We start from the raw sequence: 21,411 nt of genomic DNA on the forward strand, positions 1-21,411 counted from the left end.
GTGTGTGCGGGCTCGCGGAGCGGCCCCACCGCACGGCCCGGTAAGGCGCCTAGAGCACCGGGTTGGTGTCGGTGAGCAGCCGGTTGATCTCTTCGACGACGCCGTCGCGGTTGTGGTGCACCGGGTCGATCAGCGGCTCGCCGCGCCGGTCGAGCGCACCCCACCGCCCGGTGCCGGTGCCGACCAGGAAGGCGACCGGGTGGATGGCGAGCGCCGGATGCACCGGCGGGACGATCAGCGCGCCGCCGCGGTCAACCACGCCGAGGCGGCCACTCACCTCCACCACGGCCAGGCCCTCGTCGGTGAAGCCGTCGACGTGCCGGCCGTCGGCCAGTTCGGTGCGCAGCCCGTGGTAGCGGGTCGACACCACGATCCGGCCGGTCCGGTCGACCGCGCCCCAGCCCTCCCGGCGTACCGCGGCCACGCCCTTGCGGAACGGGCGTACGTCGGCGAAGCCGGGCGGGACCACCACGTCGCCGGTGGGATCGATGGCCTGCCAACCGGCGTTGCCGTCCCGCACCACCCAGGCCAGGCCGTCGGAGAAGGACCGGGCCGCGAGGTATGTCGGCTCGATCACCGTGGTGCCGGTGAGCGCGATCAGCGACCAGCGATCGGTCTCCGGGCGGCGGACCCAGGCCAGCCCCTCCCGGAACGGCTGCGCCTCCGCGTACCGGGCCGGGATCACCAGGTCACCGTGGGGGTCCGCGAAACCCCAGAGCGCGCCGTCGCGCGCCGGCACCGGGGGTACGCCGCGCTCCAGCACCTCGTTCTCGCCGCGCGGGTACGGCCCGAAGCCGCGCTCCGCGGCCCGTTCGGCGACCGCGTCCAGGCCGAGCCGGACCCGGTCCAGCAGCTCGGCGTCCCCCGCGCCGCGCAGGTCGAGCGCTCGCTCGAAATGCTGGCAGGCCTCCATGTACCGACCCTGGTCGTAGCAGGACCGGCCGGAGTGCTCGTAGAGCGCGGCCCGGAGCCGGTCGGGTAGCTCGGCGGAGTTGGCCCGCGCGAAGAGCTGGTCCGCTTCGGCGAAGTCGCCACGCCAGCGCAGCACGTGCGCCAGTCGGGCCTGGGCGAGCGCGGTGCGGCGCAGCTCGCCGGTCGCCTCCGCGTAGGTGAGGGCCAGCCGACCGTCGGCCAGCGCGTCGTCCAGGTCACCGAGGATCCGGGAGACCACCGCGCGCAGGCTGAGCAGCCGGGCGCGGGCCTTGTTGTCGACGGCCGAGCCGAGCTTCTCGGTCAGCCGCCGCCGGATCGTCCGCAGCTCGTCCGGCTCCTCCGGCACCTCGCGCAGCGTTCCGGGATCCAGTCGCCACCGGTAGCTCGCCAGCACCTGCTCGGGGTCGCCCTGCTCGGCCGCGCTCCGCGCCGGCGGCGCCACGGGTGGCGCCGAGACCGGCGTGGCAGGCGGCCCTGACACCGGCCGGGCGGGTGGTGCCGAGACCGGCGTGGCGGGCGGCGCTGAGGTCGGCCCGGCCGGTGGTGCCGAGACTGGGGTGGCGGGCGGCGCGGAGACCGGCCCGGCCGGTGGTGCCGAGACCGGCGTGGCGGGTGGCGCGGAGACCGGCCCAACGGGCGGCGCAGAGACCGAACTGGTGGGTGGCGCGGAGACCGGCCTGGCGGGTGGCGCCGAGACCGGCGTGGTGACGGCGGGTGGTGCGGACACCGGTATGGCGCCGGATCCGGCCTCGGCCGAGGCCGGTGACGATTCAGCGGGCCGGGCCGACGCGAGCGGCGCGGCGGCGGGCGTGGCGGGCGGCCCGGAGACAGAGCCGGCGGGCGGCGCGGAAACCGGGTGGGTCGCGGCGGCGGGAAACGGCGGGGCTGAGACGGGCGTCGCGGGCTGCGGGACCACGGCGGACGCGGGTGGCTCGACGGCAGGTCCGGCCGGCGGCGCGGAGATCGGTGCCCCGGCGGTGTCCACCCTGGACGACGAGGCCGAGGGCGACACCGGTGCCACCGGCGAGGCGGACCGGTCGGACTCGGCCAGCTTCGGGGATCCGGTGCCGGGTGCCGGGCGTGATTCACCGTCCGACGCGTCGAGGCCCGCCGGCGCGGCCGGGAGCGCCGAGGAGGTTGCCGGCGGCTCGTCGGCCTCCGCCGGCAGCGAGGCGGCGGCGGGTGGGGCGGAGACCGGGTGGGCCGGGACCGCGGAGACGGGCGCGGCCGGGATCGCGGAGACGGGCGCGGCGGGGACCGCGGAGACGGGCGCGGCGGGGATCGCGGAGACGGGCGCGGCCGGCGGGGCGGAGACCGGGCGGATGGGGGCAGCGGGTGCGGCGGTGGTGGGCGACGGTCCGGTGCCGGGCGCGGGGTCCGGTGCGGGGGCGCTGTTCGGAACGGTTGGTGCCGGCGGGGTGTCGCCGAGCGCGACGTCGGGCGGCGCGGACACCGGGCGTGGCACCGAAGTGCCGTCCGGGGCGGCGAGCGCGGGCGCGGCGTCGGCGGACGGCGTCGCATCGGCCGGCGGCGCGGACACCGGCCGGGCCGACGGTGTCGCGTCGGCGTGCGGCGGGCGGCCAGAGTCGGTCGACGCCGGGCCGGCCGGCGCCGGCGAGGCCGCGAAAGCCGGCGGCGGCGGCGAGGTCGGGAAGGCCGGTGGCCCCGAGGTCGGATGGGCCGGTGGCGTCGATGCGGCGTCGGCAGGTGCCGGCGGTTCCTGCGCGGGCGGCGCCGGGTGCGCAGGCGAGATCGGGCGCGCGGACGCCGCCGGCGTCGGGTCGGCGGCCGTCCCGGCCGGGGTGTCCGCCGCGCCTGCGGGCTCGGTGACCGCCCTGGGGCCGTCGTCGGGGCTCGCCGGCCGCTCGGCGGCGGTCAGGTCGGTCTGCGCCTCGCCGCCGGTGGGGTCCTGGTCGGACTCGTCCGGCTCGGGGCGGTTGGGCTGGAACCAGGCGTCCGGTCCACCGGTGGAGGTGCCCGTGGTCGGTTCGGCCTCGGCCGGGACGGCCGGCGCGGGCGGATCCGACGGGGGCGGTGGGACGTACACCCGGGGCATGCCGGGGGCCGGCGGAGCCGGCGCCGCCGACGTGGGCCGGGCAGGCAGGTCGGCCGGCGGGCCGGAGACCGGCTGGCGGTAGCTCGGCGGCGCGGAGACCGGACCGTCGTCGGACCGGGTCGGGGTTGGGCGGTCGTGCGGGGCCGCCGAGACCGGGCGGTCCTCCCACCGGCTCGGGGCCGGGCGGTCGCCGCCGTGGTGTGCGGGCGGCGGCGGCGCGAACCGGTGGCCGCTCGGCGAGACCGGGGCGGAATCCTCGGTCGGGTAACCCGGGTCGGGCCGCGCAGAAGGACGCTGTTGAACGTTGCCCGCCCCGGGATAGCGCGGCGGGGGAGCGTCCGCTCGGGACGGCGGTTCCGGGTGGGCCGGGGCCGCCGGGTGTCCGGCCACCGGCTCGGCCGGCAGGAACTCCAGCCGGAGCCGGGCGGCCGGCGGGCCACCGGCCGGTGGCGGATCGTCGGGCGCGGCGGGCGGTCGCTGGACCGGGCCGGCCGCCCCGGAGACCGGCGCCGGGGAGACGGACCCGGTCGACGCCGGAGAGACCGGCGCGGCCGACGGCGGAGAGGCCGCGCGGCCCGATGGTGGACCGCCGGCTTCCGGTCGTCCCGGGTGGCCAGGCTGATCGGGCCGGTCGCCCGAGGTGGGCGCGACCGGGCCCATCGGGCGGGGGTGGGCCTCAGCGCGCGGGACCGGCGGCGCGGGCCTGCCGGGAGCCGGGGTGTCGGGTCGCCCGGCGACGGGCGCGGGTCGGCCGGGGGCGGGGGAGACGGGCGGTCCGGAGACAGGCGGTCCGGAGACGGGCGCGGGCCGGCCGGGGGCGGGGGAGACAGGCGGTCCGGATACGGGCGGTCCGGATACGGGCGTGGGTCGGCCCGGAGCCGGGGAGACCGGCGGTCCGGAGACCGGCGCCGGGCCGGCGGCCGGCGAGACGGGGATGTCCCGACTCGGCGGGCCGGGTGGGGTCGCCGGGCCGGCGGGGCGTCCGGGCGCGCGGTGCGGCTCGTCGTACCGGCCGGGTGGCTCGGGCCGGGCCGGTGGCGGCACGCCGGGCTCGACCGGCCGGCGCTGCTCCGGCCTGGGCTCGGCGCGCTGCGCGGAGTGCCAGCCACCGTCCTGGCGCACCGGGCCGGGCGGGGGCCAGGGCAGGCCGCGGTCGTGCTCGGGGGCCGGCTGCGGCCGTGGTTCGCGGTACGCCTCCGGCCGTGAATCTCCGCGCGGTCGGCGGTCGGCGTACGGCTCGGCGCGGCCGGCGGCCTCGGCCGGCTGCTGCCGGCGCGGCTCGGGCTCGTGGCGCTGCTCGACGTCGTGGCGTCGCTCGGCCACGTAGCGCCGCTCGGGCTCGTGCCGCCGCTCGGTCTCGTGGCGTGGGTCCACCTCGTAGCGCGGGCGTCCATGGTGGTCGGGCTGGTGGGCCCGGTCGTCCTCGTACCGGGAGTGGCCGGTGCGGTCCGGCTCCGGCCGGCGCGGCCGGTCGTCGCCCGGACGGGGTCCGGCGGGGTCGCGGTCGGGGCGGTAGGGCCGGTCGTCGTACCGCGGCTGCGCGGCGGCGCCGCGCGGGCTGGAGCGGTCCCGGCCGCCGTCGGCGTAGCGGTCGTCCGGGTGACGGCTGTCGGGCTGGCGCTCCCGCTCGGCGGCGTGCCCCCACGGGTAACGGGTGCGGCCGTTGCCCTCGGCCGGTCGGCGGTCGGGGCCGGCGGCCGGGCGTTCGGCGCCGTCGCGGCGGCGGGGCTGCTCCTCCTCCGGCTCGGGCATCCAGTCCGAGTCGTGGCGGGGCGCGGGGGAGACCGGCGGGGCGTACGGGTGGCTGCGCCCGACCGGCTCGGACCGGGACGGGCGGGTCTCGTGGCGGTCGTGCTCCGGCGGCTCGCGGTGCCAGCCGTTGTCCCGGCCGTGGCGCTCCTCACTCCGGGAGCGACGGTCGGACCACTCGGTACGACCGTCCGCCGCGGGTCGGCGGGCCGCCGGGCGCTCGTCGGGCCAGGACGGCTCGGCATGGGGGCGGCGGTACGGCTCGTCGTCGTGCCGTCGTCCTTCGCGGCTGTCGTACCGGCCGCCGCCGTCCCAGTTTCCCTCGGGTGGTGGGTCATCCGCCCAGGACCGGCCCAGGTAGGTGCCGTCGGGACGAGCCGGGGCGAGCGGGGGCACGTCGGCCCGGCCGACCACGGCGGCCCGTCCCCGAGGCGGTGGTGCGTGCTGGACGCCGATGTCGCCGGGGTAGCGCTGGCCGGGGAACTGTGGGTGCCACTCGTGGGTCGGTTCGACCACCCAGGACGGTTCGGCCGGATCCGACCACCGGTCGGCGTACCGGCTGCTCATCCGGTTGGCCCGTCGTCACGCCCGGGGCGCGTGCCGGTGTCCCCCTGACGGTCTGCGGGCGCGGCCGCGAGGCGGTGTCCACCGGGCGTCCGGTCGCCGACGACCGCGCTCCGGTGGCCGGCTCGCGTCCGCTCGCTCACGGCGTTGTCACCTCGTTGCCAATTGTCGCGCTGGGCACCCGACCCGCCGGTAGAGTCGCCCATTCCGGCAGGGCGTGGCTGCGGATGGAGGGTATCGGCGTGGGCTCGGTCACCGCCACTGTGGCACCGTCCACCACCTCAAACGTTATCCGATGGTTTCGGACATTTGGGTCTATAGCCGCATCCGGCTTCCGACGATACTCCACCTACCGCCAGGCGGCGCTGGCCGGGATCGTCACCAACTCCGTGTTCGGCTTCCTGCGCTGCTATCTGCTGCTCGCCGTGGCCGGCGCGGCCGGCGAGGTGGCCGGGTACGACCGGGCGCAGTTGGCCACCTTCGTCTGGGTCGGGCAGGGGCTGCTCGCCGTGGTCCTGCTCTGGGGTTGGACGGAGCTGGCCGACCGGATCCGCACCGGCGACGTCGTCACCGACCTGCTCCGGCCGGTTCACCCGGTCACCGCCTACCTCGCCACCGACCTGGGCCGCGCCGGGTACGCGGCGGTGGTCCGGCTGTTGCCACCGGTGCTGGTCGGGCCGCTCTTCTTCGACGTGCACCTGCCGGCCCGCTGGCCCACCGCACCGCTCTTCGTCGTCTCGGCCGGCGTCGCGGTGGTGCTCTGCTTCGCCTGCCGGTTCCTGGTCAACACCACCGCCTACTGGCTGGACGACGTCCGCGGGCCGATCATCCTCTGGACGCTCGGCTCGGGTGTGCTGGCCGGGCTCTACTTTCCGCTGCGCTTCCTGCCGGAGTGGCTCTATCTGCCACTGTGGATCGCCACCCCGCTGCCCAGCATCTTCCAGACCCCGCTCGACGTGCTGGTGGAGCGCGATCCCACGCCGGTGCAGGTGGGGCTGGTCGCCCTCCAGGTCGGCTGGGCCGCGCTGCTGCTGGCCGCCTGCCGACTCGTGCAGCGCCGCGCCGAGCACCGGCTGGTGGTGCAGGGTGGCTGACCGACGGGGCGGGGCCCTGACCGCGTACCGGGCGCTGCTCGGCGCGCAGGCCCGGTCGCAGACCGCCTACCGGGCCTCGTTCGCGATCGACCTGGTGGGCAACCTCGGGGCCACCCTCTTCGACGTGGTCACCGTGCTGGTCATCTTCGGGGTGACCCGGGAGCTGGGCGGGTTCACCCTGCGCGAGGCGTTGCTGATGGTCGGCCTCTCCGCGTTCGCGTTCGCCACCGCCGACCTGCTGGTCGGCAACATCGAACGGATCCCCCGCTACGTGCGCACCGGCCTGCTGGACGCGGTGCTGCTGCGGCCCCTCGGTGCGCTGCCGCAGCTGCTCCTGATGGACCTGCCGCTGCGCAAGGTCTCCCGGGCGCTGTTCGGGCTCACCGTCTGGATCGTCGCGGTCGCCTCGGCCGATCTCGACTGGACGCCGGGCCGGGCGCTGCTGGTGGTCCTGGCCCCGGTCGCCGGGGCGGTCTTCTTCGGCTCGGTCTTCGTGGCCACCGCGACCGTCTCCTTCTTCTGGATCGAGTCGGGCGAGCTGGCCAACTCGGTCACCTACGGCGGGCGCGACTTCACGTCGTACCCCGTCACCGTCTACGGCGGCTGGTTCCGCGCGCTCTTCGCGTACGGCCTGGGTTTCGCCTTCGTCAGCTACCAGCCGGCGCTGGCGCTGCTCGGCCGGGCCGACCCGCTCGGCCTGCCGGCCTGGGCGGGCTGGGCCGCGCCGGGCGTCGCACTGCTCGCCGCCGCGGCCGCCGCCGTGGCCTGGCGCTTCGGCATCCGCCACTACCGGAGTACGGGGTCATGACCGCAATCGAGACGCGCGGGTTGCGCAAGGAGTTCACGGTACGGGTGAAGATTGGCCGGCTGCGCCGGGAGAACCGGGTCCGGGCGGCGGTCGACGGGATCGACCTGCGGGTGGAGCGGGGCGAGATGCTCGGCTACATCGGCCCGAACGGCGCCGGCAAGTCCACCACCCTGAAGATGCTCACCGGCGTGCTGATGCCCACCGCCGGCGAGGTACGCGTCTGCGGGCTGCGCCCGGTGGCCCAGCGCGTCCAGCTCGCGAGACGCATCGGCGTGGTCTTCGGGCAGCGCTCGCAGCTCTGGTGGGACCTGCCGCTGCGGGATTCCTTCGGCCTGCTCCGGCACATCTACCGGGTGCCCGCCGCCGAGCACGCCGCCCGGCTGGTCCGCTGCCGGGCCCTGCTCGATCTGGACGGCTTCCTGGACGTTCCGGTCCGGCAGCTCTCCCTCGGCCAGCGGATGCGCGGCGAGCTGACCGCCGCGCTGCTGCACGGTCCGGAGGTGCTCTTTCTCGACGAGCCGACCATCGGACTGGACGTGGTGAGCCGGCAGGCGGTCCGGGGTTTCCTCGGTGAGCTGGGCCGGGCCGGCGACACCACGCTGGTGCTGACCACCCATGACCTCGCGGACATCGAGCGGCTCTGCCAGCGGTTGGTGGTGGTCGACCACGGCCGGGTGGTGCACGACGGCTCGATCGCCGAGCTGCACCGCCGGTACGGATCCCGCCGGCTGGTCGTCGCCGACCTGGACGCCCCGGTGCCGGAGCCGCCGGCCCTGCCCGGCGCGCGGCTGCGCCAGGTCGCCCCGGACGGCCGCCGCCTGGTGTACGCGCTGGAGTCCGCCGGGGTGGCCGAGGTGGTCTCGGGCCTCGCCGGGCTGGTCAGCCTGCGGGACATCGCGGTCGTCGAACCGGACATCGAGGAGGTGGTGGCCCGCCTCTACCGCGCACCGGCCGGCGGCCCGGCCTCGGCGGACGGCTCGGTGCCCCGGTTGCCGTCGCCGGCCGGGCCGGACCCGGCCGCCGAGGCCGCCCCGACGGGGTGAGCGCGGCTCAGGGGTGCTCCATCACCAGCACCGCGAAGGTGCCGGGGACCATCGCCTCGTACCTGTGCGGCTCGTCCCCGGGGAACGTCGCGTAGTCGCCCGGTCCCAGCTCGACCAGGTCCGTCTCGGGGCCGACCCGGAGCCGGCCGGCCGCCACCACGACGTGCTCGACGCTGCGGGGGGTGTGCGCGTCGGCGGTGCGGACCGCGCCGGGCTCCAGCTCGACCAGGTAGATGTCCCGGCGAAGGTGCGCCGAGCCGGCGCTGAGCAGCGTGCCGGCGAAATCGGCGTGCTCGGAGCGGACCCGGGGGCCGTCACCGGCCCGGATCACCCGGACGGCCGCCCGTGGTGGCTCGACCAGGCGGCTGAACGGCACGTCGAGTGCGGCGCCGAGCGCCCAGAGCGTCTCCACGCTCGGGTCGCCCGTCCCCGCCTCCAGTTGGGTGAGGGTGGACTCGGCGATCCCGGCCCGCTTGGCCAGCTCGCTGAGCGGGATGCCGATCCGTTCCCGCTCCCGGCGCAGCGCGGCGGCGATGGTGGCCAGCGGGGGAGCCGAGTCGGCGGCCATCTGCACTCCGTCGGTGTTCGGTGTGACGAACGAGTCGACCAGGTTCACCAGGGTGGACCATTCGTACGCTACAACGAACGCCAGCGGCCGGGAGGCTTCGCGACAACGCCGCGACCGCTACGGTGGCGGCCGATGACGGTCACCGCCGGCCGCGGGTCAGACCTTGTCGCCGATCTTGACCTGCGGCGCCGGGGTACGCATCCGGCGGAAGGTGATCGACCGCATGATCGCGTAGAGGTAGAGCGAGCCCATCCGCTGGTCGGTCTTGGGGAACCGCTGGCGGACCAGCTTGCCGATCTTGCGGGAGATCAGGATCGAGTCGACCACCACGCCGAGGGCCAACGCGCCCCAGAGCAGGTTGGAGACGAGCCGGACCACCGGCGGCATCGCCGCGTTCGACCCGATCAGCACGATCAGCGCGCCGCCGAAGAACCAGGTGCCGACCGTACGCCGGGAGTCGACCACGTTGCGGGCCAGCAGCCGCTCGGGGCCGCGGTCGCGCGGACCACCCTCGCGGCGGAACTCGGCCGCCGACTCGGCGCGCAGCTGCCGGCGGCGCTCCCGCGCCTCCTCCTTGGTCAGCGGCTTGCTGGGGGCGCCGCCACCGGGACGCCGCCCGACGGTCGGCCGCTTCGGGGTCTCACGCCCCTTGGCCGGGGTGTAACCCCGGGAGCGCTCAGCGGTGGACGCCTCGTCGGGCGTCACGGAGGTGACAGCCTCGTCTACGAGGTCGGCGGACTTGCGGCGAAACAGCGACGGCACGCCGAAAGGGTAGCCAACCGAAGGCGCCCGGTGCACATCGCGGTGCACCGGGCGCCAACTTGCGGTGAGCGAGGTTACGGTCGCTCGGCGTGCGCGCCCAGGTCGGCGAGCTTCGCCTCGAAGTCCTCGTAGCCGCGGTTGATCAGGTCGACGCCGTAGACCCGCGAGGTGCCCTCGGCGGCGAGCGCCGCGATCAGGTGGCTGAAACCGGCCCGCAGGTCCGGGATGACCAGGTCGGCCGCGTGCAGCTTGCTCGGACCGGCGATCACCGCGGAGTGCTTGAAGTTGCGCCGGCCGAAGCGGCACGGGGTGCCGCCCAGGCAGTCCCGGTAGACCTGGATGTTGGCGCCCATCGAGTTCAGCGCCTCGGTGTAGCCGAGCCGCTGCTCGTAGACCGTCTCGTGGACGATCGACAGGCCGCGGGCCTGGGTGAGCGCGACCACCAGCGGCTGCTGCCAGTCGGTCATGAACCCGGGGTGCACGTCGGTCTCCAGCGCCACGGCGTTCAGCTCGCCGCCCGGGTGCCAGAACCGGATGCCGCCCTCCTGGCCCGGGTCGCCGAGCTTCGGCGGGCGGGCGTCGGTGACCTCGTACTCGCCGCCGACCGAGCGGAAGATGTTCAGGAAGGTCATCATGTCGGCCTGCTGCGCGCCGAGCACCTCGACGTGCCCGCGGGTGGCCAGCGCCGCCGCGGCCCAGCTCGCCGCCTCGATCCGGTCCGGGATCGGCCGGTGCGTGTAGCCGTGCAGCTTCGGCACGCCCTGGATCTCGATCACCCGGTCGGTGTGCACCTTGATGATCGCGCCCATCTTCTGCAGGATGCAGATCAGGTCGATGATCTCGGGCTCCACCGCGGCGTTGCGCAGTTCGGTGACGCCCTCGGCCATCACCGCGGTCAGCAGCACCTGCTCGGTGGCGCCGACGCTCGGGTACGGCAGCGCGAACTTCGTGCCGTGCAGGCCGTTCGGCGCGGACAGGTGCAGACCTTCCGGCCGCTTGTCGACCGTCGCGCCGAACTCGCGCAGCGCCTGAAGGTGGAAGTCGATCGGGCGCGGCCCGATGTGGCAGCCACCCAGGTCCGGGATGAAGGCGTGCCCGAGCCGGTGCAGCAGCGGGCCGCAGAAGAGGATCGGGATCCGGCTGGACCCGGCGTGCACGTTGATCTGGTCGGTGCTGGCGCTCTCGACGTTGGCCGGGTCGAAGACGAGCTCGCCGTCCTCGTTGCCGTCGGTCACCTTGACGCCGTGCAGTCCGAGCAGGCCCCGGACGACCTCGACGTCGCGGATCTTCGGCACGTCGAACAGCCGGCTCGGGCTGTCGCCGAGCAGCGCGGCGACCATCGCCTTGGAGACCAGGTTCTTCGCGCCGCGCACTCGGATCCGCCCTTCCAGCGGAGTGCCTCCGTGCACGACCAGGACGTCGTCGGTCAACGCAACCTCCAGCGCGTCGGTGCTGCCGTGTTGATGGTGGGGTCGACGGTGTGGATCGGTACCCCGGATGCGGCCGTGATGAAACAGTCGCCTGCGTCGTTGCTCCGGCAGCATAGTCCTCAGGGATGAGAATGGAACCGGTCACACCGCCCGCAGAGTGTTATTTGGGTGATCCGGCACTAATACCTACCAAGGGCACTACGCAGAGTGATCAGCTGGCGGTGGGCGGCGGGGTGACCGCGCCCGGAAGTGCCAGCATCTGGTCCAGTGCCACCCGGGCGTGGTGCGAGGTGTCCGCATCGACCGTGATCTGGTTCACCACCCGGCCGGCGACCAGCTCCTCCAGCGCCCAGACCAGGTGTGGCAGGTCGATCCGGTTCATCGTCGAGCAGTAACAGACCGCCTTGTCGAGGAACATGATCTGCTTGTCCGGGTGGGCCACCGCCAGCCGGCGGACCAGGTTGAGCTCGGTGCCCACCGCCCACGCCGAGCCGGCCGGGGCCGCCTCGATGGTCTTGATGATGAACTCGGTCGAGCCCACCTGGTCGGCCGCGGTGACCACCTCGTGCCGGCACTCCGGGTGGACCAGCACGTTCACCCCGGGCACCCGCTCCCGGACGTCGTTGACGCTGTCGAGGGTGAACCGGCCGTGCACCGAGCAGTGCCCGCGCCAGAGGATCATCTTCGCGTCGCGCAGCTGCTCGGCGGTCAACCCGCCGTTCGGCTTGTGCGGGTCGTAGAGCACGCAGTCGTCCAGCGAATAGCCCATCTCCAGCACCGCCGTGTTGCGGCCCAGGTGCTGGTCGGGCAGGAAGAGCACCTTCGAGCCCTGCTCGAACGCCCAGTCCAGGGCCCGCTTGGCGTTCGACGAGGTGCAGACCACGCCGCCGTGCCGGCCGACGAAGCCCTTGATGTCGGCCGAGGAGTTCATGTAGGTGACCGGAACCGTCTGCTCGGCGACGCCCAGCTCGGTGAGCGCGTCCCAGGCCGCCTCGACCTGCCCGAGCACCGCCATGTCCGCCATCGAGCAGCCGGCCGCCAGGTCGGGCAGGATCACCTTCTGCGCGTCCGTGGTGAGGATGTCGGCGCTCTCGGCCATGAAGTGCACGCCGCAGAAGACGATGTACTCCGCGTCCGGCCGGGCCGCCGCCTCCCGGGCCAGCTTGAACGAGTCGCCGGTCACGTCGGCGAACTGGATCACCTCGTCGCGCTGGTAGTGGTGGCCCAGCACGAAGACCTTGCTGCCCAGTGCCGCCTTCGCCGCCGCCGCCCGGGCGACCAGACCCTGGTCGCTGGGCGCCGGCAGGTCACCGGGACACTCGACGCCGCGCTCGGTCGACGGGTCGCTGCCCCGACCGAGCAGCAGCAGTGCCGTGGCGGTGTTTGCGGGTTCCACCCAGGTCGAAGTCACGCCCCCCATGGTCCCACAGCACGGGCGCGGCGCAGCCTCGGCCGATGTGGGCTGCCACACTGCTCGGCATGCGCGTACTGCTCTGTCCGGACAAGTTCGCCGGTACCCTGCCCGCCCCGGAGGTCGCCGCCGCGGTGGCCGAGGGCTGGCGCACGGTGACCGGCGGTGACGACCTGCTGATCCGGCCGCTCGCCGACGGCGGGCCGGGCTTCGTCGACGTCCTCGCCGACGCGCTGGACGGCCGCCGGGTGCCGGTGCGCACCGTCGATCCGCTCGGCCGGCCGGCCGCCGGTGAGATCCTGCTCACCGGCGACGGCACGGCCTACCTGGAGAGCGCCCAGGCGTGCGGGCTGCACCTGCTCGACCCGGCCGAGCGGGACCCGAAGAGCACCACCTCGTACGGGCTCGGGCTGCTGGTCGCCGCCGCGGTGGAGCACGGCGCCACGACGGTGGTCATCGGGCTCGGCGGCTCGGGCACCAACGACGGCGGCGCGGGGATGCTCACCGCGCTCGGCATCACCCCGCTCGACGAGGCCGGCCGGGCGCTGCCGTACGGCGGGGCGGCGCTCGCCGCGCTCGCCGCGCTCGACGGCGCTCCCCGGCTGCGCGGCGCCCGGCTCGTCGCCGCCACCGACGTGGACAACCCGCTGCTCGGCCTGCACGGCGCGAGCAGCGTGTTCGGCCCGCAGAAGGGCGCCGACCGGGCCGACGTGCTGCTGCTCGACGCCGCGCTGGAACGCTTCGCCGAGGTGCTTCAGCGGGATCTGCCCGGCGCTCCGGCGCAGCTCGGCGCGCTCCCCGGCGGCGGGGCGGCCGGCGGCATCGGCGCGGCGATCCTCGCTCTCGGCGGGCGCTGCGAGTCCGGCATCGGCCTGGTGACCCGGGCGATCGGCTTGGACACCGCGCTGGAGAGCGTCGACCTGGTGATCACCGGGGAGGGCTCCTTCGACCACCAGTCGCTGCGCGGCAAGGTGGTCGCCGGGGTGGCCGGGGCGGCCCGGGACCGGGGGGTGCCGTGCGTGGTGCTCGCCGGGCAGGTGAGCACCGGCCGGCGGGAGGCCGCCGCGGCCGGGGTGACCGACGCGTACAGCCTGGTGGAGCACTTCGGGGGCGAGGAGCGCGGCGGCCTGGCCACGGCGCTCAGCCGGCCCGCCGACGGGCTGCGCGAGCTGGGCGCCCGGCTGGCCCGGCAGTGGAGCCGCTGACCGGGTGTGACCTGCGCCGTGCGGGGAAGCCCCGAGGTCACGTCGCCGGGTCGTCCGGCCCGGGGCGGCCTACAATCAGAAATTGGACCACAGTGGGAATCGCTGACCGGCGGGTGACGTTGGTCGGGACGACCACAACCAACGCGCGCAGGGAGAATTCCACGTGACCACGCCAGCGCAGACCGAGTCGACCGAGGCCAAGGCCGCTACGTCCGTCGTCCTCACCGACGTCGCGGCGCAGAAGGTCAAGGCCCTGATCGAGCAGGAGGGCCGTGACGACCTGCGGCTCCGCATCGCGGTGCAGCCGGGTGGCTGTTCCGGCCTGCGGTACCAGCTGTTCTTCGACGAGCGTTCGCTCGACGGTGACGTCGTCACCGACTACGACGGTGTCGAGGTCGTCGTCGACCGGATGAGCGCCCCCTACCTGGCCGGCGCCACCATCGACTTCGCCGACCGGATCGACGCTCAGGGCTTCACCATCGACAACCCCAACGCGGGCAGCTCCTGCGCCTGCGGCGACTCGTTCAGCTGAGTCGACCTCCGCGTCGCCCACGACGGGGCCGTCCCACGGGACGGCCCCGTCGTCGTCGGTGGGCTCGTGGCCCGCAGGTGACCGGCGGGTGACCATCGTCCGACCGACCGGACGCGGCCCGGTTGACCGACCGGTAGTCTGACCGCGCCCTGCTCCCGACCCCGAGGGTTGACATGAAGATCGCGGTGACCGGCTCCATCGCCACCGACCACCTGATGAGCTTCCCCGGCCGCTTCGCCGACCAGCTCATCGCCGACCAGCTGCACAAGGTGTCGCTCTCCTTCCTGGTGGACGACCTGGTGCTGCGTCGGGGCGGGGTGGCGGCGAACATCGCCTTCGGCATGGGCCAGCTCGGCCTGCACCCGGCGCTGGTCGGTGCGGTGGGCGCAGACTTCGCCGACTACCGCTCCTGGCTCGAGCGCCACGGCGTGGACTGCGACTCGGTGCACATCAGCGAGGTGGCGCACACCGCCCGCTTCGTCTGCACCACCGACACCGACATGTGCCAGATCGCCTCCTTCTACGCCGGTGCGATGAGCGAGGCGCGCAACATCGAACTCGCCCCGCTCGCCAACCGGCTCGGCGGGCTCGACCTGGTTCTGGTCGGCGCGAACGACCCCGAGGCGATGCTGCGCCACTCCGCCGAGTGCCGGGAGCGCGGCTTCGCCTTCGCCGCCGACCCCTCGCAGCAGCTGGCCCGGATGCCCGGCGAGGACGTGATCTCGCTGATCGACGGCGCCGACTACCTGATGACCAACGACTACGAGAAGTCGCTGCTGCAGAGCAAGGCGGGGCTCAGCGACGAGCAGCTGCTGGACCGGGTCAAGATCCGGGTCACCACGCTCGGCAAGCACGGTGTCGAGATCGCCGGGCGGGACATCGACCCGATCCACGTGCCGATCGCGCGGGAGACCCGGGCGGTCGACCCGACCGGCGTCGGCGACGGCTTCCGCGCCGGTTTCTTCACCGCACTCTCCTGGGGCCTCGGCCTGGAGCGCGCCGCCCAGGTCGGCTCGCTGCTGGCCACGCTGGTGCTGGAGACCGTCGGCACCCAGGAGTACCAGGTCCGCCGGGACCTGTTCGTCAAGCGGCTCGCCGAGTCGTACGGGGATGTGGCCGCCGACGAGGTCCGCCCGCACCTGCTGCCGTGACCTCCGCCCCGGTCGGCGGGGTCGTCGACCCCGCCGCCGTGCCACCCGGTGCCGGCGGTCGGCTGCTGGTCGCCTTCGCCGGGCTGCCCGGCGTCGGCAAGAGCACCCTCGCAGCCCGGGTCGGTGCGGCGCTGCGCGCCCCCGTCCTGCCCGTCGACCCGGTGGAGCGGGCCCTCGCCCGCTACGGCCTGGTCGGCGACGTGCCCGTTATGGCCGCCTACGGCGCGGTCGCCGGGCTCGCCGAGGTGCAGCTCGGGCTCGGGCTCAGCGTGGTGGTGGACGCGGTCAACCCGGTGGCCAGTGCGCGGGGCCTCTGGCACGACCTGGCCGAGCGGGCCGGGGTGCCGCTGCGGCTCATCGAGGTGCACTGCGGCGACGAGGCGGAGCACCGGCGCCGGATCGAGTCGCGGCCGCCGGACCCGCACCACCCGACCTGGGAACAGACCCTCGTAGGCCGCGTTCGGTACGAGCCGATCATCGGCCCGCGCCTGGTGGTGGACACCGCCGTCGACGCCGACCCGCTGCCCGCCGTGCTCAACTACCTGCACTGACCCCGGCGCGGGTCAGTGCTGGCGGCGGACGTCGTAGGCCGGGCCGTCGGGGCCGGTGACGGTGCCGACGAACTCCTGACCGCGCATCCGGCACCAGGCGGGAATGTCCACCGCCGCCGCCGGGTCGTCGGCGAGCACCCGGACCACCGTCCCGACCGGCAGCTCCGGCAGCCGACGGGCCACCGCGATCACCGGCAGCGGACAGCGTTGACCCCGACAGTCCAGCACCTCGTCCGGCACGGTCACAGCCCCACCACCCCCGCCTCGGCGCGCAGTTCGGCGACGATTCCCGGCAGTTCGGCGAGGAAACGCTCGACGTCCGCCGTCGACGTCTCCCGGTGCAGCGAGATCCGTACGTTGCCGTGCGAGAGCACCCCCATCGCCTCCAGCACGTGCGACGGACGCAGCGTGGAGGAGGTGCAGGACGAGCCGGAGGAGACGGCGAAGCCCCGCCGGTCCAGCGCGTGCAGCAGCGCCTCGCCGTCCACGTAGAGACAGGAGAACGTGACCAGGTGCGGCAGGCGACTCTGCGGGTCGCCGACGACCTCCACGTCCGGCACCTGCGCCGCCACCCGGGCCCGGATCAGGTCCACCAGCGGCGCCAGCCGGGCCGCCTCCGCCGCGGCCTCGGCCGCCACCGCGCGCAGGCTCGCCGCCGCGGCCACCACCGTCGGCAGGTTCAACGCCCCCGGGGTACGCCCGGCCTCCCGCTCGTCGGCCGGATAGGGCGACTCCCACCGGGTGCCCTTGCGCACCACCAACACGCCCACGCCGGCCGGGCCGCCCCACTTGTGCGCGCTGGCGGTCAGCACCGACCAACCGGCGGGCACCGGCACCCGGCCCACCACCTGGGCCGCGTCCACGTAGAGCGGCACCCCGGCGTCGGCGCACGCGGCGGCCGCCTGCGCCACCGGCTGGAGCGTGCCCACCTCGTGACTGGCGGCGATCAGCGCGGCGAGGGCCACCCCCGGCGCGCCGACCGCGGCCGCCCACGCCTGCGGGTCCAGCCCACCGAGCCGGTCGACCGGGACCGAGGTCGCCGCGCCCCCGTCCGCCACGTGCCGCTCGGCGGCGTGCAGCACCGCCGAGTGTTCGATGGCGGAGTGCACCAGGGTCCGGCCCACGCGCCGCCGCCCGGCCAGGCCACCGAGCACGGCGGCGTGCGCGGCGGCCGTTCCGCTGGCGGTGAACGAGAGCTCGTCGGGGCGTACGCCCAGGGTCTCCGCGGTCGCGGCCCGGGCCGCGTCGAGCAGCTGGCGGGCCCGGCGGGCCTGCGTGTAGAGCTTGCCCGGGTCGGCCCAGCCGTCCTCCAGGGCCGCCAGCAGCGCCTGCCGGGCGACCGGATGCAGTGGCGCGGCGGTGGCCGCGTCCAGGTAGACCAGGGATACGCTCACGGATCCCTACGCTATCGCGGCGGTACGCCCAAGATCCCCCCGATGGGGGCGGACAGTGACCCCACCACGGTCCAGTCCGTCATGGTCGAGTAATCTGCGACCGTCGGTGACGCCTTTGCCGCAGGTGCTGTCGCCCCGGCCGTCCGAGGCCGGGAGATCAGGGCAGACACCGCGGCGCGCTAGGGAGGCAGGACCAGGTGGTCGCAAGGAGTTCGGAGGTACGGCCGTCGGCCGTACGGCACAGCGCTTCCCCGGGAGTCGGTGGACGCCGGCGTGGTGCTGGTCGGCTCGCCGGGCTCGGTCTCGGCGGTGTGGCGCTGCTGGTCCTGCTCACGGGCTGTGACGTCGGCGCGGCGTTCGACGGCTTCGGCTGGCCGCAGGGCGGCATCTCCGCGGAGTCCCGCCGGATGTACGACCTGTGGATCGCGTCCTGCATCGCGGCGCTCGCGGTCGGCGTCTTCGTCTGGGGCCTGATCTTCTGGTGCATCGTGCGCTACCGGAAGCGGGGCAACGAGCTGCCGGTGCAGACCCGTTACAACCTGCCGATGGAGTTCCTCTACACCATCGCGCCGGTGCTGATCGTCTCCGTGCTCTTCTACTACACGGCGATCGTGCAGACCGACGTGAACAAGACGTCGCGCAACCCCGACGTCACCGTCGAGGTCGTCGCGTTCAAGTGGAACTGGCAGTTCAACTACCGTGACGGCCAGGGCGTGGACGCCAACACCGTCGCCTCGACGCTGGGCACCAGCGAGGTCATCCCGATCCTGGTGCTGCCCACCAACCGGTCCATCCGGTTCGAGGAGACCAGCCGCGACGTCATCCACTCGTTCTGGGTGCCGGAGCTGCTGTTCAAGCGGGACGTCATGCCGGGCAACATCCGCAACGTGTTCGAGGTCTCCAGCCTGGAGACCGAAGGCGCCTACGTCGGCCGGTGCGCCGAGCTCTGCGGCAGCTACCACGCCTTCATGAACTTCGAGCTGCGGGTGGTCTCGCCGGAGCAGTACGACCAGTTCCTCGCGGCGAAGCAGGGCGGCAAGACCACCCAGGAGGCGCTGTCGGCCATCGGCGAGGACCCGTACGCCCAGACCACCAGGCCGTTCGACACCCGGCGCACGAAGAACAACTTCAACCCCGACGACCTGCCGGCTGCGGGAAACTGAGGGAGCGGGCATGAAGACCGAGTGGCGTATCTTCCTTCTCATCGCCGGGTTCCTCGCCGGCGCGACCATCCTCTACGGCGCCTGGACGCACGGTGAGACCGGCGGCGTCGAGTGGGTCGGCACCGTCGCCCTGCTGCTGTCCTTCCTCCTCTGCTCGATGTGCGGCGGCTTCTTCTGGTTCGTCTCCCGCCGCATCGACCTGCGGCCGGAGGACCGGCCGGACGCGGAGATCGCCGACGGCGCGGGTGAGGTCGGCTTCTTCAGCCCGGGCAGCTACTGGCCGTTCGGCCTGGCGCTGGCCGCCGCCATCGCCGGCCTCGGCATGGTGTTCTGGCAGCTCTGGCTGCTCGGCCTCGGCCTGGTGGCGGTCATCTTCGCCGCCTGCGGGCTGCTCTTCGAGTACTACTCCGGCACCCGGCGCACCGCCGAGCACTGAGCCCGGCCGCACCACCCGAGCACCACGACGGCCCGCCTCCACCCGGAGGCGGGCCGTCGCGCGTCATGGCCCGTCGTCACGGCCAACCCATCCGGCCCGGCGCCCGGCGCCCGTCCGGCCCGCCTGGCGCTCGTCCGGCCCGGCCCGGTGCTCGTCCGGCCCCGGCCCGGTGCTCGTCCGTCCGGCCCGGCCCGGTGCCCGTCCGGCCCGGCCCCGCCCGGCGCCCGCCCGGCCCAGCCCGGCCCGGCGCTTGCCCGGCCCGTGGCCCGGCGCGGCGGTTCGCCGCCGTCTGGCCGCCAGTTGCCCGCTGTCTCGTCGCCGTCTCGTCGCCAGTTCGGCGACTTGGTGGTGTCCGGCGCGCCGGGTATCGGCAGTTCGCCGACATGGCGGTGTCCGGCGTACCGGGTCACCGCCATGTCGCCGACATGGAGCGGATCCTTCGCGCCCCGGCCTCTGGACTGGCCAGGCCTGCGGGCCGCCAGTAAGGGGCCGGCCGCCGGCCGGGCGCGGGGTGTCCGTGGCGGGGTGCCGGCGGTGGGGGCGTGGGAGGTCAGGCTGCGCCACGCTGCCGGGCGCGTGGGTGCCCTCGGCGATGCCGTGGTGGTGGGGCGTGGGCGGTCACCCGGCGCGGTGCCCCGGTGGTGGCCGCCGAGGGCCTCCGTGGCAACGCGCCTGTGGTGGGCGTGGGTGGTGGGGCCGCGGTGTCACGCCGAGGGCTGCGGGTGTCCGTGGCGGCGCGCTGTGGTGGGCGTGAGGGGTCAGGCGGCGCGCCGGGGCCCTCGGCGTGCGCGGCGGGTGTCCGCAGCGGTGCGCCGTTGACGTGGGCGGTCAGGCGGCGCGGCGGTGGGCCGGCGGGCGCCGACGGCGGCCGGCGAGCTGCGTCGCGCGGAAGGCGAACGTGGCGATCAGCACGGCGGCGCCGCAGCCGGTGCAGACCAACTCGGGACAGTCGGCGCCGTGCCCGTCGGCGCACGGCGGCGCCTCGAACGGCTGAACGCCCTCGCAGTTGTCACAGTGGAACTCGCGCTCCGACACGGGCGTCTCCTCTCGCTCCGGCCGCCGGCGGGTGCCGCACACGACGGAGGTGAATCACTCCGATGTAGTTTCGCACGCGGGTCCGACAGGACCGCCCAGGCGGGGCGGTGGCGGCCGGAGCCGCCGGGCTCACCTGCGAGAAGCCGCACGGCGGCAGGTCGGTCCCGGCCGGCGCGTTGATCCACTCGAGATCAGTGCAACCGGGGCCTCCCTGCCCGTCGACACCCCGACGTCATGGATTCCGAGTCGATCATCACCGCCGGACCGCGCCACCGCCGGACCAACCGCCGAAACCGTCGGACCCGCTACCGAGCCGTCGGACCGCCGCCACCGAACCGTCGGACCCGGCGATCCGTCGGACCCGGTGGGGCGTCGGGACGCCGGTGGGGTCGGTGTCGGGATCAGGCGGTGCGGGCGACCTCGACCCAGCGGTCCAGGGTCGCCGCCGCGGCGCCGGAGTCGATCGACTCGGCCGCCCGGGCCATGCCGGCGCGCAGCGCTTCGATCAGGTCACCGTCGAGCGGGCCCTGGGTGGCCAGCGCAGCCGCCGCGTTGACCAGGACGGCGTCCCGGACCGGACCGGTCTCGCCGGCCAGCAGACGGCGGGCCACGTCGGCGTTGAAGGCGACGTCCCCGCCGCGCAGGTCGCCGATCGTGGACCGGGCCACGCCGAGGTCGGTCGCGTCGAGCACCGTCTCGCGTACGGCGCCGCCCTGCGCCACCCAGACCCGGGTCGGCGCGGCGGTGGTGAACTCGTCCAGCCCGTCCTCGCCCCGCATCACCAGCACCGAGTCGCCGCGTCCGGCGAACACCCCGGCCATCACCGGGGCCATCCGGGCGTCGAAGCAGCCCACCGCGCCGGCCCGGGGCCGGGCCGGGTTGCTCAGCGGGCCGAGGAAGTTGAACACGGTGGGTACGCCCAGCTCGCGCCGGACCGGGCCGGTGTGCCGCATGCCGGGGTGGAACCGGGCCGCGAAGCAGAACCCGATACCGGCCTCGATGACACAGCGGGCAACCCCGTCCGGGCCGAGATCCAGCGGCACGCCGAGGAACTCCAGCAGGTCGGCGGTGCCGCAGGAGGAGGACGCCGCACGGTTGCCGTGCTTGACCACGCGTACGCCGGCGCCGGCGACCACCAGGGCGGCCATGGTGGAGATGTTGACGGTGTGGGCGAGGTCACCGCCGGTGCCCACCACGTCCAGCGCGGTCGAGCGCAGCTCCTCGCCGAGCGTGACCGGGACCGCCCGGCCGAGCATCGCCTCGACCAGACCGGCCAGCTCGGCCGAGGTCTCGCCCTTGGCGCGCAGCCCCACGGCGAACCCGGCGATCTGCGCGGCGGTCGCCGAGCCGGCCATGATCTCGCCCATCGCCCAGGCGGTGTCGGCGGTGGAGAGCTCCTCGCCGCGCAGCAGCGCGTTGAGCAGGTGCGGCCAGGTCCGATCGCCCATCGCGGGCCTCCCGAGCGTGCGTGATGCGGGTGGGATGAACCGGCGCCGGTCGGTCCGGCGCCGTGGCGGTGCCGGAGC

18 protein-coding genes are annotated in these 21,411 nt (G+C 75.0%); 9 read left to right on the forward strand and 9 right to left on the reverse strand.

Annotated elements, in window-relative coordinates:
* Positions 1-49: 49 nt before the first annotated feature.
* Positions 50-5,305 carry a WG repeat-containing protein gene (locus AB0C04_RS07785; RefSeq protein WP_357049963.1) on the reverse strand — a complete coding sequence of 1,752 codons (5,256 nt, stop codon included), beginning with the start codon at positions 5,303-5,305 and terminating at the stop codon, positions 50-52.
* 386 nt (positions 5,306-5,691) lie between these two features.
* On the opposite strand from AB0C04_RS07785, the gene AB0C04_RS07790 reads away from it, so the two are divergent.
* From AB0C04_RS07790 to AB0C04_RS07800, 3 genes are read left to right on the forward strand one after another with little or no spacing between them, the layout of a single operon-like run.
* Positions 5,692-6,396 carry an ABC-2 family transporter protein gene (locus AB0C04_RS07790; protein WP_357049966.1) on the forward strand — a complete coding sequence of 235 codons (705 nt, stop codon included), beginning with the start codon at positions 5,692-5,694 and terminating at the stop codon, positions 6,394-6,396.
* Complete coding sequence (locus AB0C04_RS07795) at positions 6,389-7,204, forward strand: ABC-2 family transporter protein (RefSeq protein WP_357049969.1); 816 nt, start codon at positions 6,389-6,391, stop codon at positions 7,202-7,204. The genes AB0C04_RS07790 and AB0C04_RS07795 overlap by 8 nt, the downstream gene beginning before the upstream one ends.
* Positions 7,201-8,247 carry an ATP-binding cassette domain-containing protein gene (locus tag AB0C04_RS07800; protein WP_357049972.1) on the forward strand — a complete coding sequence of 349 codons (1,047 nt, stop codon included), beginning with the start codon at positions 7,201-7,203 and terminating at the stop codon, positions 8,245-8,247. Before AB0C04_RS07795 ends, AB0C04_RS07800 begins: the two co-directional genes overlap by 4 nt.
* Positions 8,248-8,254: 7 nt before the next feature.
* On the opposite strand, the gene AB0C04_RS07805 is transcribed toward AB0C04_RS07800, so the two are convergent.
* The 4 genes from AB0C04_RS07805 to nadA all read right to left on the reverse strand — a co-directional run bounded on the left by AB0C04_RS07805 (position 8,255) and on the right by nadA (position 12,418).
* The gene (locus tag AB0C04_RS07805; RefSeq protein ID WP_357050768.1) at positions 8,255-8,815 is read right to left on the reverse strand and encodes an XRE family transcriptional regulator; all 561 of its coding nucleotides are present in this window, start codon (positions 8,813-8,815) and stop codon (positions 8,255-8,257) included.
* Between the two features lie 156 nt (positions 8,816-8,971).
* The gene (locus AB0C04_RS07810; protein ID WP_357049975.1) at positions 8,972-9,577 is read right to left on the reverse strand and encodes a DUF3043 domain-containing protein; all 606 of its coding nucleotides are present in this window, start codon (positions 9,575-9,577) and stop codon (positions 8,972-8,974) included.
* 74 nt (positions 9,578-9,651) lie between these two features.
* Entirely contained in the window at positions 9,652-11,007 is a 1,356-nt protein-coding gene (gene murA / locus AB0C04_RS07815; protein WP_350872240.1) for a UDP-N-acetylglucosamine 1-carboxyvinyltransferase, read from the reverse strand.
* Positions 11,008-11,218: 211 nt separating this feature from the next.
* Positions 11,219-12,418 carry a quinolinate synthase NadA gene (nadA, locus tag AB0C04_RS07820; RefSeq protein WP_357049978.1) on the reverse strand — a complete coding sequence of 400 codons (1,200 nt, stop codon included), beginning with the start codon at positions 12,416-12,418 and terminating at the stop codon, positions 11,219-11,221.
* Between the two features lie 44 nt (positions 12,419-12,462).
* On the opposite strand from nadA, the gene AB0C04_RS07825 reads away from it, so the two are divergent.
* The 4 genes from AB0C04_RS07825 to AB0C04_RS07840 all read left to right on the forward strand — a co-directional run bounded on the left by AB0C04_RS07825 (position 12,463) and on the right by AB0C04_RS07840 (position 15,857).
* Positions 12,463-13,623, forward strand: a complete 1,161-nt coding sequence (locus AB0C04_RS07825) for a glycerate kinase (RefSeq protein WP_357049981.1) — start codon at positions 12,463-12,465, stop codon at positions 13,621-13,623.
* A gap of 163 nt (positions 13,624-13,786) precedes the next feature.
* Positions 13,787-14,155 carry an iron-sulfur cluster insertion protein ErpA gene (gene erpA / locus AB0C04_RS07830; protein WP_350872245.1) on the forward strand — a complete coding sequence of 123 codons (369 nt, stop codon included), beginning with the start codon at positions 13,787-13,789 and terminating at the stop codon, positions 14,153-14,155.
* A 173-nt stretch (positions 14,156-14,328) separates the two neighbouring features.
* Positions 14,329-15,306 (forward strand): carbohydrate kinase family protein, encoded by a 978-nt coding sequence (locus AB0C04_RS07835; protein ID WP_357049985.1) that lies wholly within the window; start codon positions 14,329-14,331, stop codon positions 15,304-15,306.
* On the forward strand, positions 15,303-15,857 hold the full coding sequence (locus tag AB0C04_RS07840) for an ATP-binding protein (RefSeq protein ID WP_357049988.1): 555 nt from the start codon (positions 15,303-15,305) through the stop codon (positions 15,855-15,857). The genes AB0C04_RS07835 and AB0C04_RS07840 overlap by 4 nt, the downstream gene beginning before the upstream one ends.
* 12 nt (positions 15,858-15,869) lie before the next feature.
* Here AB0C04_RS07840 and AB0C04_RS07845 read toward each other — a convergent pair whose 3' ends face one another.
* Positions 15,870-16,103, reverse strand: a complete 234-nt coding sequence (locus tag AB0C04_RS07845; protein ID WP_350872250.1) for a sulfurtransferase TusA family protein — start codon at positions 16,101-16,103, stop codon at positions 15,870-15,872.
* On the reverse strand, positions 16,100-17,251 hold the full coding sequence (locus AB0C04_RS07850; protein ID WP_357049991.1) for an aminotransferase class V-fold PLP-dependent enzyme: 1,152 nt from the start codon (positions 17,249-17,251) through the stop codon (positions 16,100-16,102). The genes AB0C04_RS07845 and AB0C04_RS07850 overlap by 4 nt, the downstream gene beginning before the upstream one ends.
* A 197-nt stretch (positions 17,252-17,448) precedes the next feature.
* Here AB0C04_RS07850 and coxB point away from each other — a divergent pair, with 197 nt between their 5' ends.
* Positions 17,449-18,414, forward strand: a complete 966-nt coding sequence (gene coxB / locus AB0C04_RS07855; protein ID WP_350872252.1) for a cytochrome c oxidase subunit II — start codon at positions 17,449-17,451, stop codon at positions 18,412-18,414.
* Between the two features lie 10 nt (positions 18,415-18,424).
* Positions 18,425-18,850: a cytochrome c oxidase subunit 4 gene (locus AB0C04_RS07860; protein WP_357049995.1), complete on the forward strand. Its 426-nt coding sequence runs from the start codon at positions 18,425-18,427 to the stop codon at positions 18,848-18,850.
* An 828-nt stretch (positions 18,851-19,678) separates the two neighbouring features.
* Here AB0C04_RS07860 and AB0C04_RS07865 read toward each other — a convergent pair.
* Both AB0C04_RS07865 and trpD read right to left on the reverse strand, forming a co-directional pair.
* On the reverse strand, positions 19,679-19,885 hold the full coding sequence (locus AB0C04_RS07865) for a hypothetical protein (protein ID WP_357049998.1): 207 nt from the start codon (positions 19,883-19,885) through the stop codon (positions 19,679-19,681).
* A gap of 401 nt (positions 19,886-20,286) precedes the next feature.
* Complete coding sequence (gene trpD, locus AB0C04_RS07870; RefSeq protein ID WP_357050001.1) at positions 20,287-21,333, reverse strand: anthranilate phosphoribosyltransferase; 1,047 nt, start codon at positions 21,331-21,333, stop codon at positions 20,287-20,289.
* Positions 21,334-21,411 lie beyond the last annotated feature (78 nt).

This window comes from Micromonospora sp. NPDC048909 (genome assembly GCF_040649635.1).
GTDB lineage: Bacteria > Actinomycetota > Actinomycetes > Mycobacteriales > Micromonosporaceae > Micromonospora.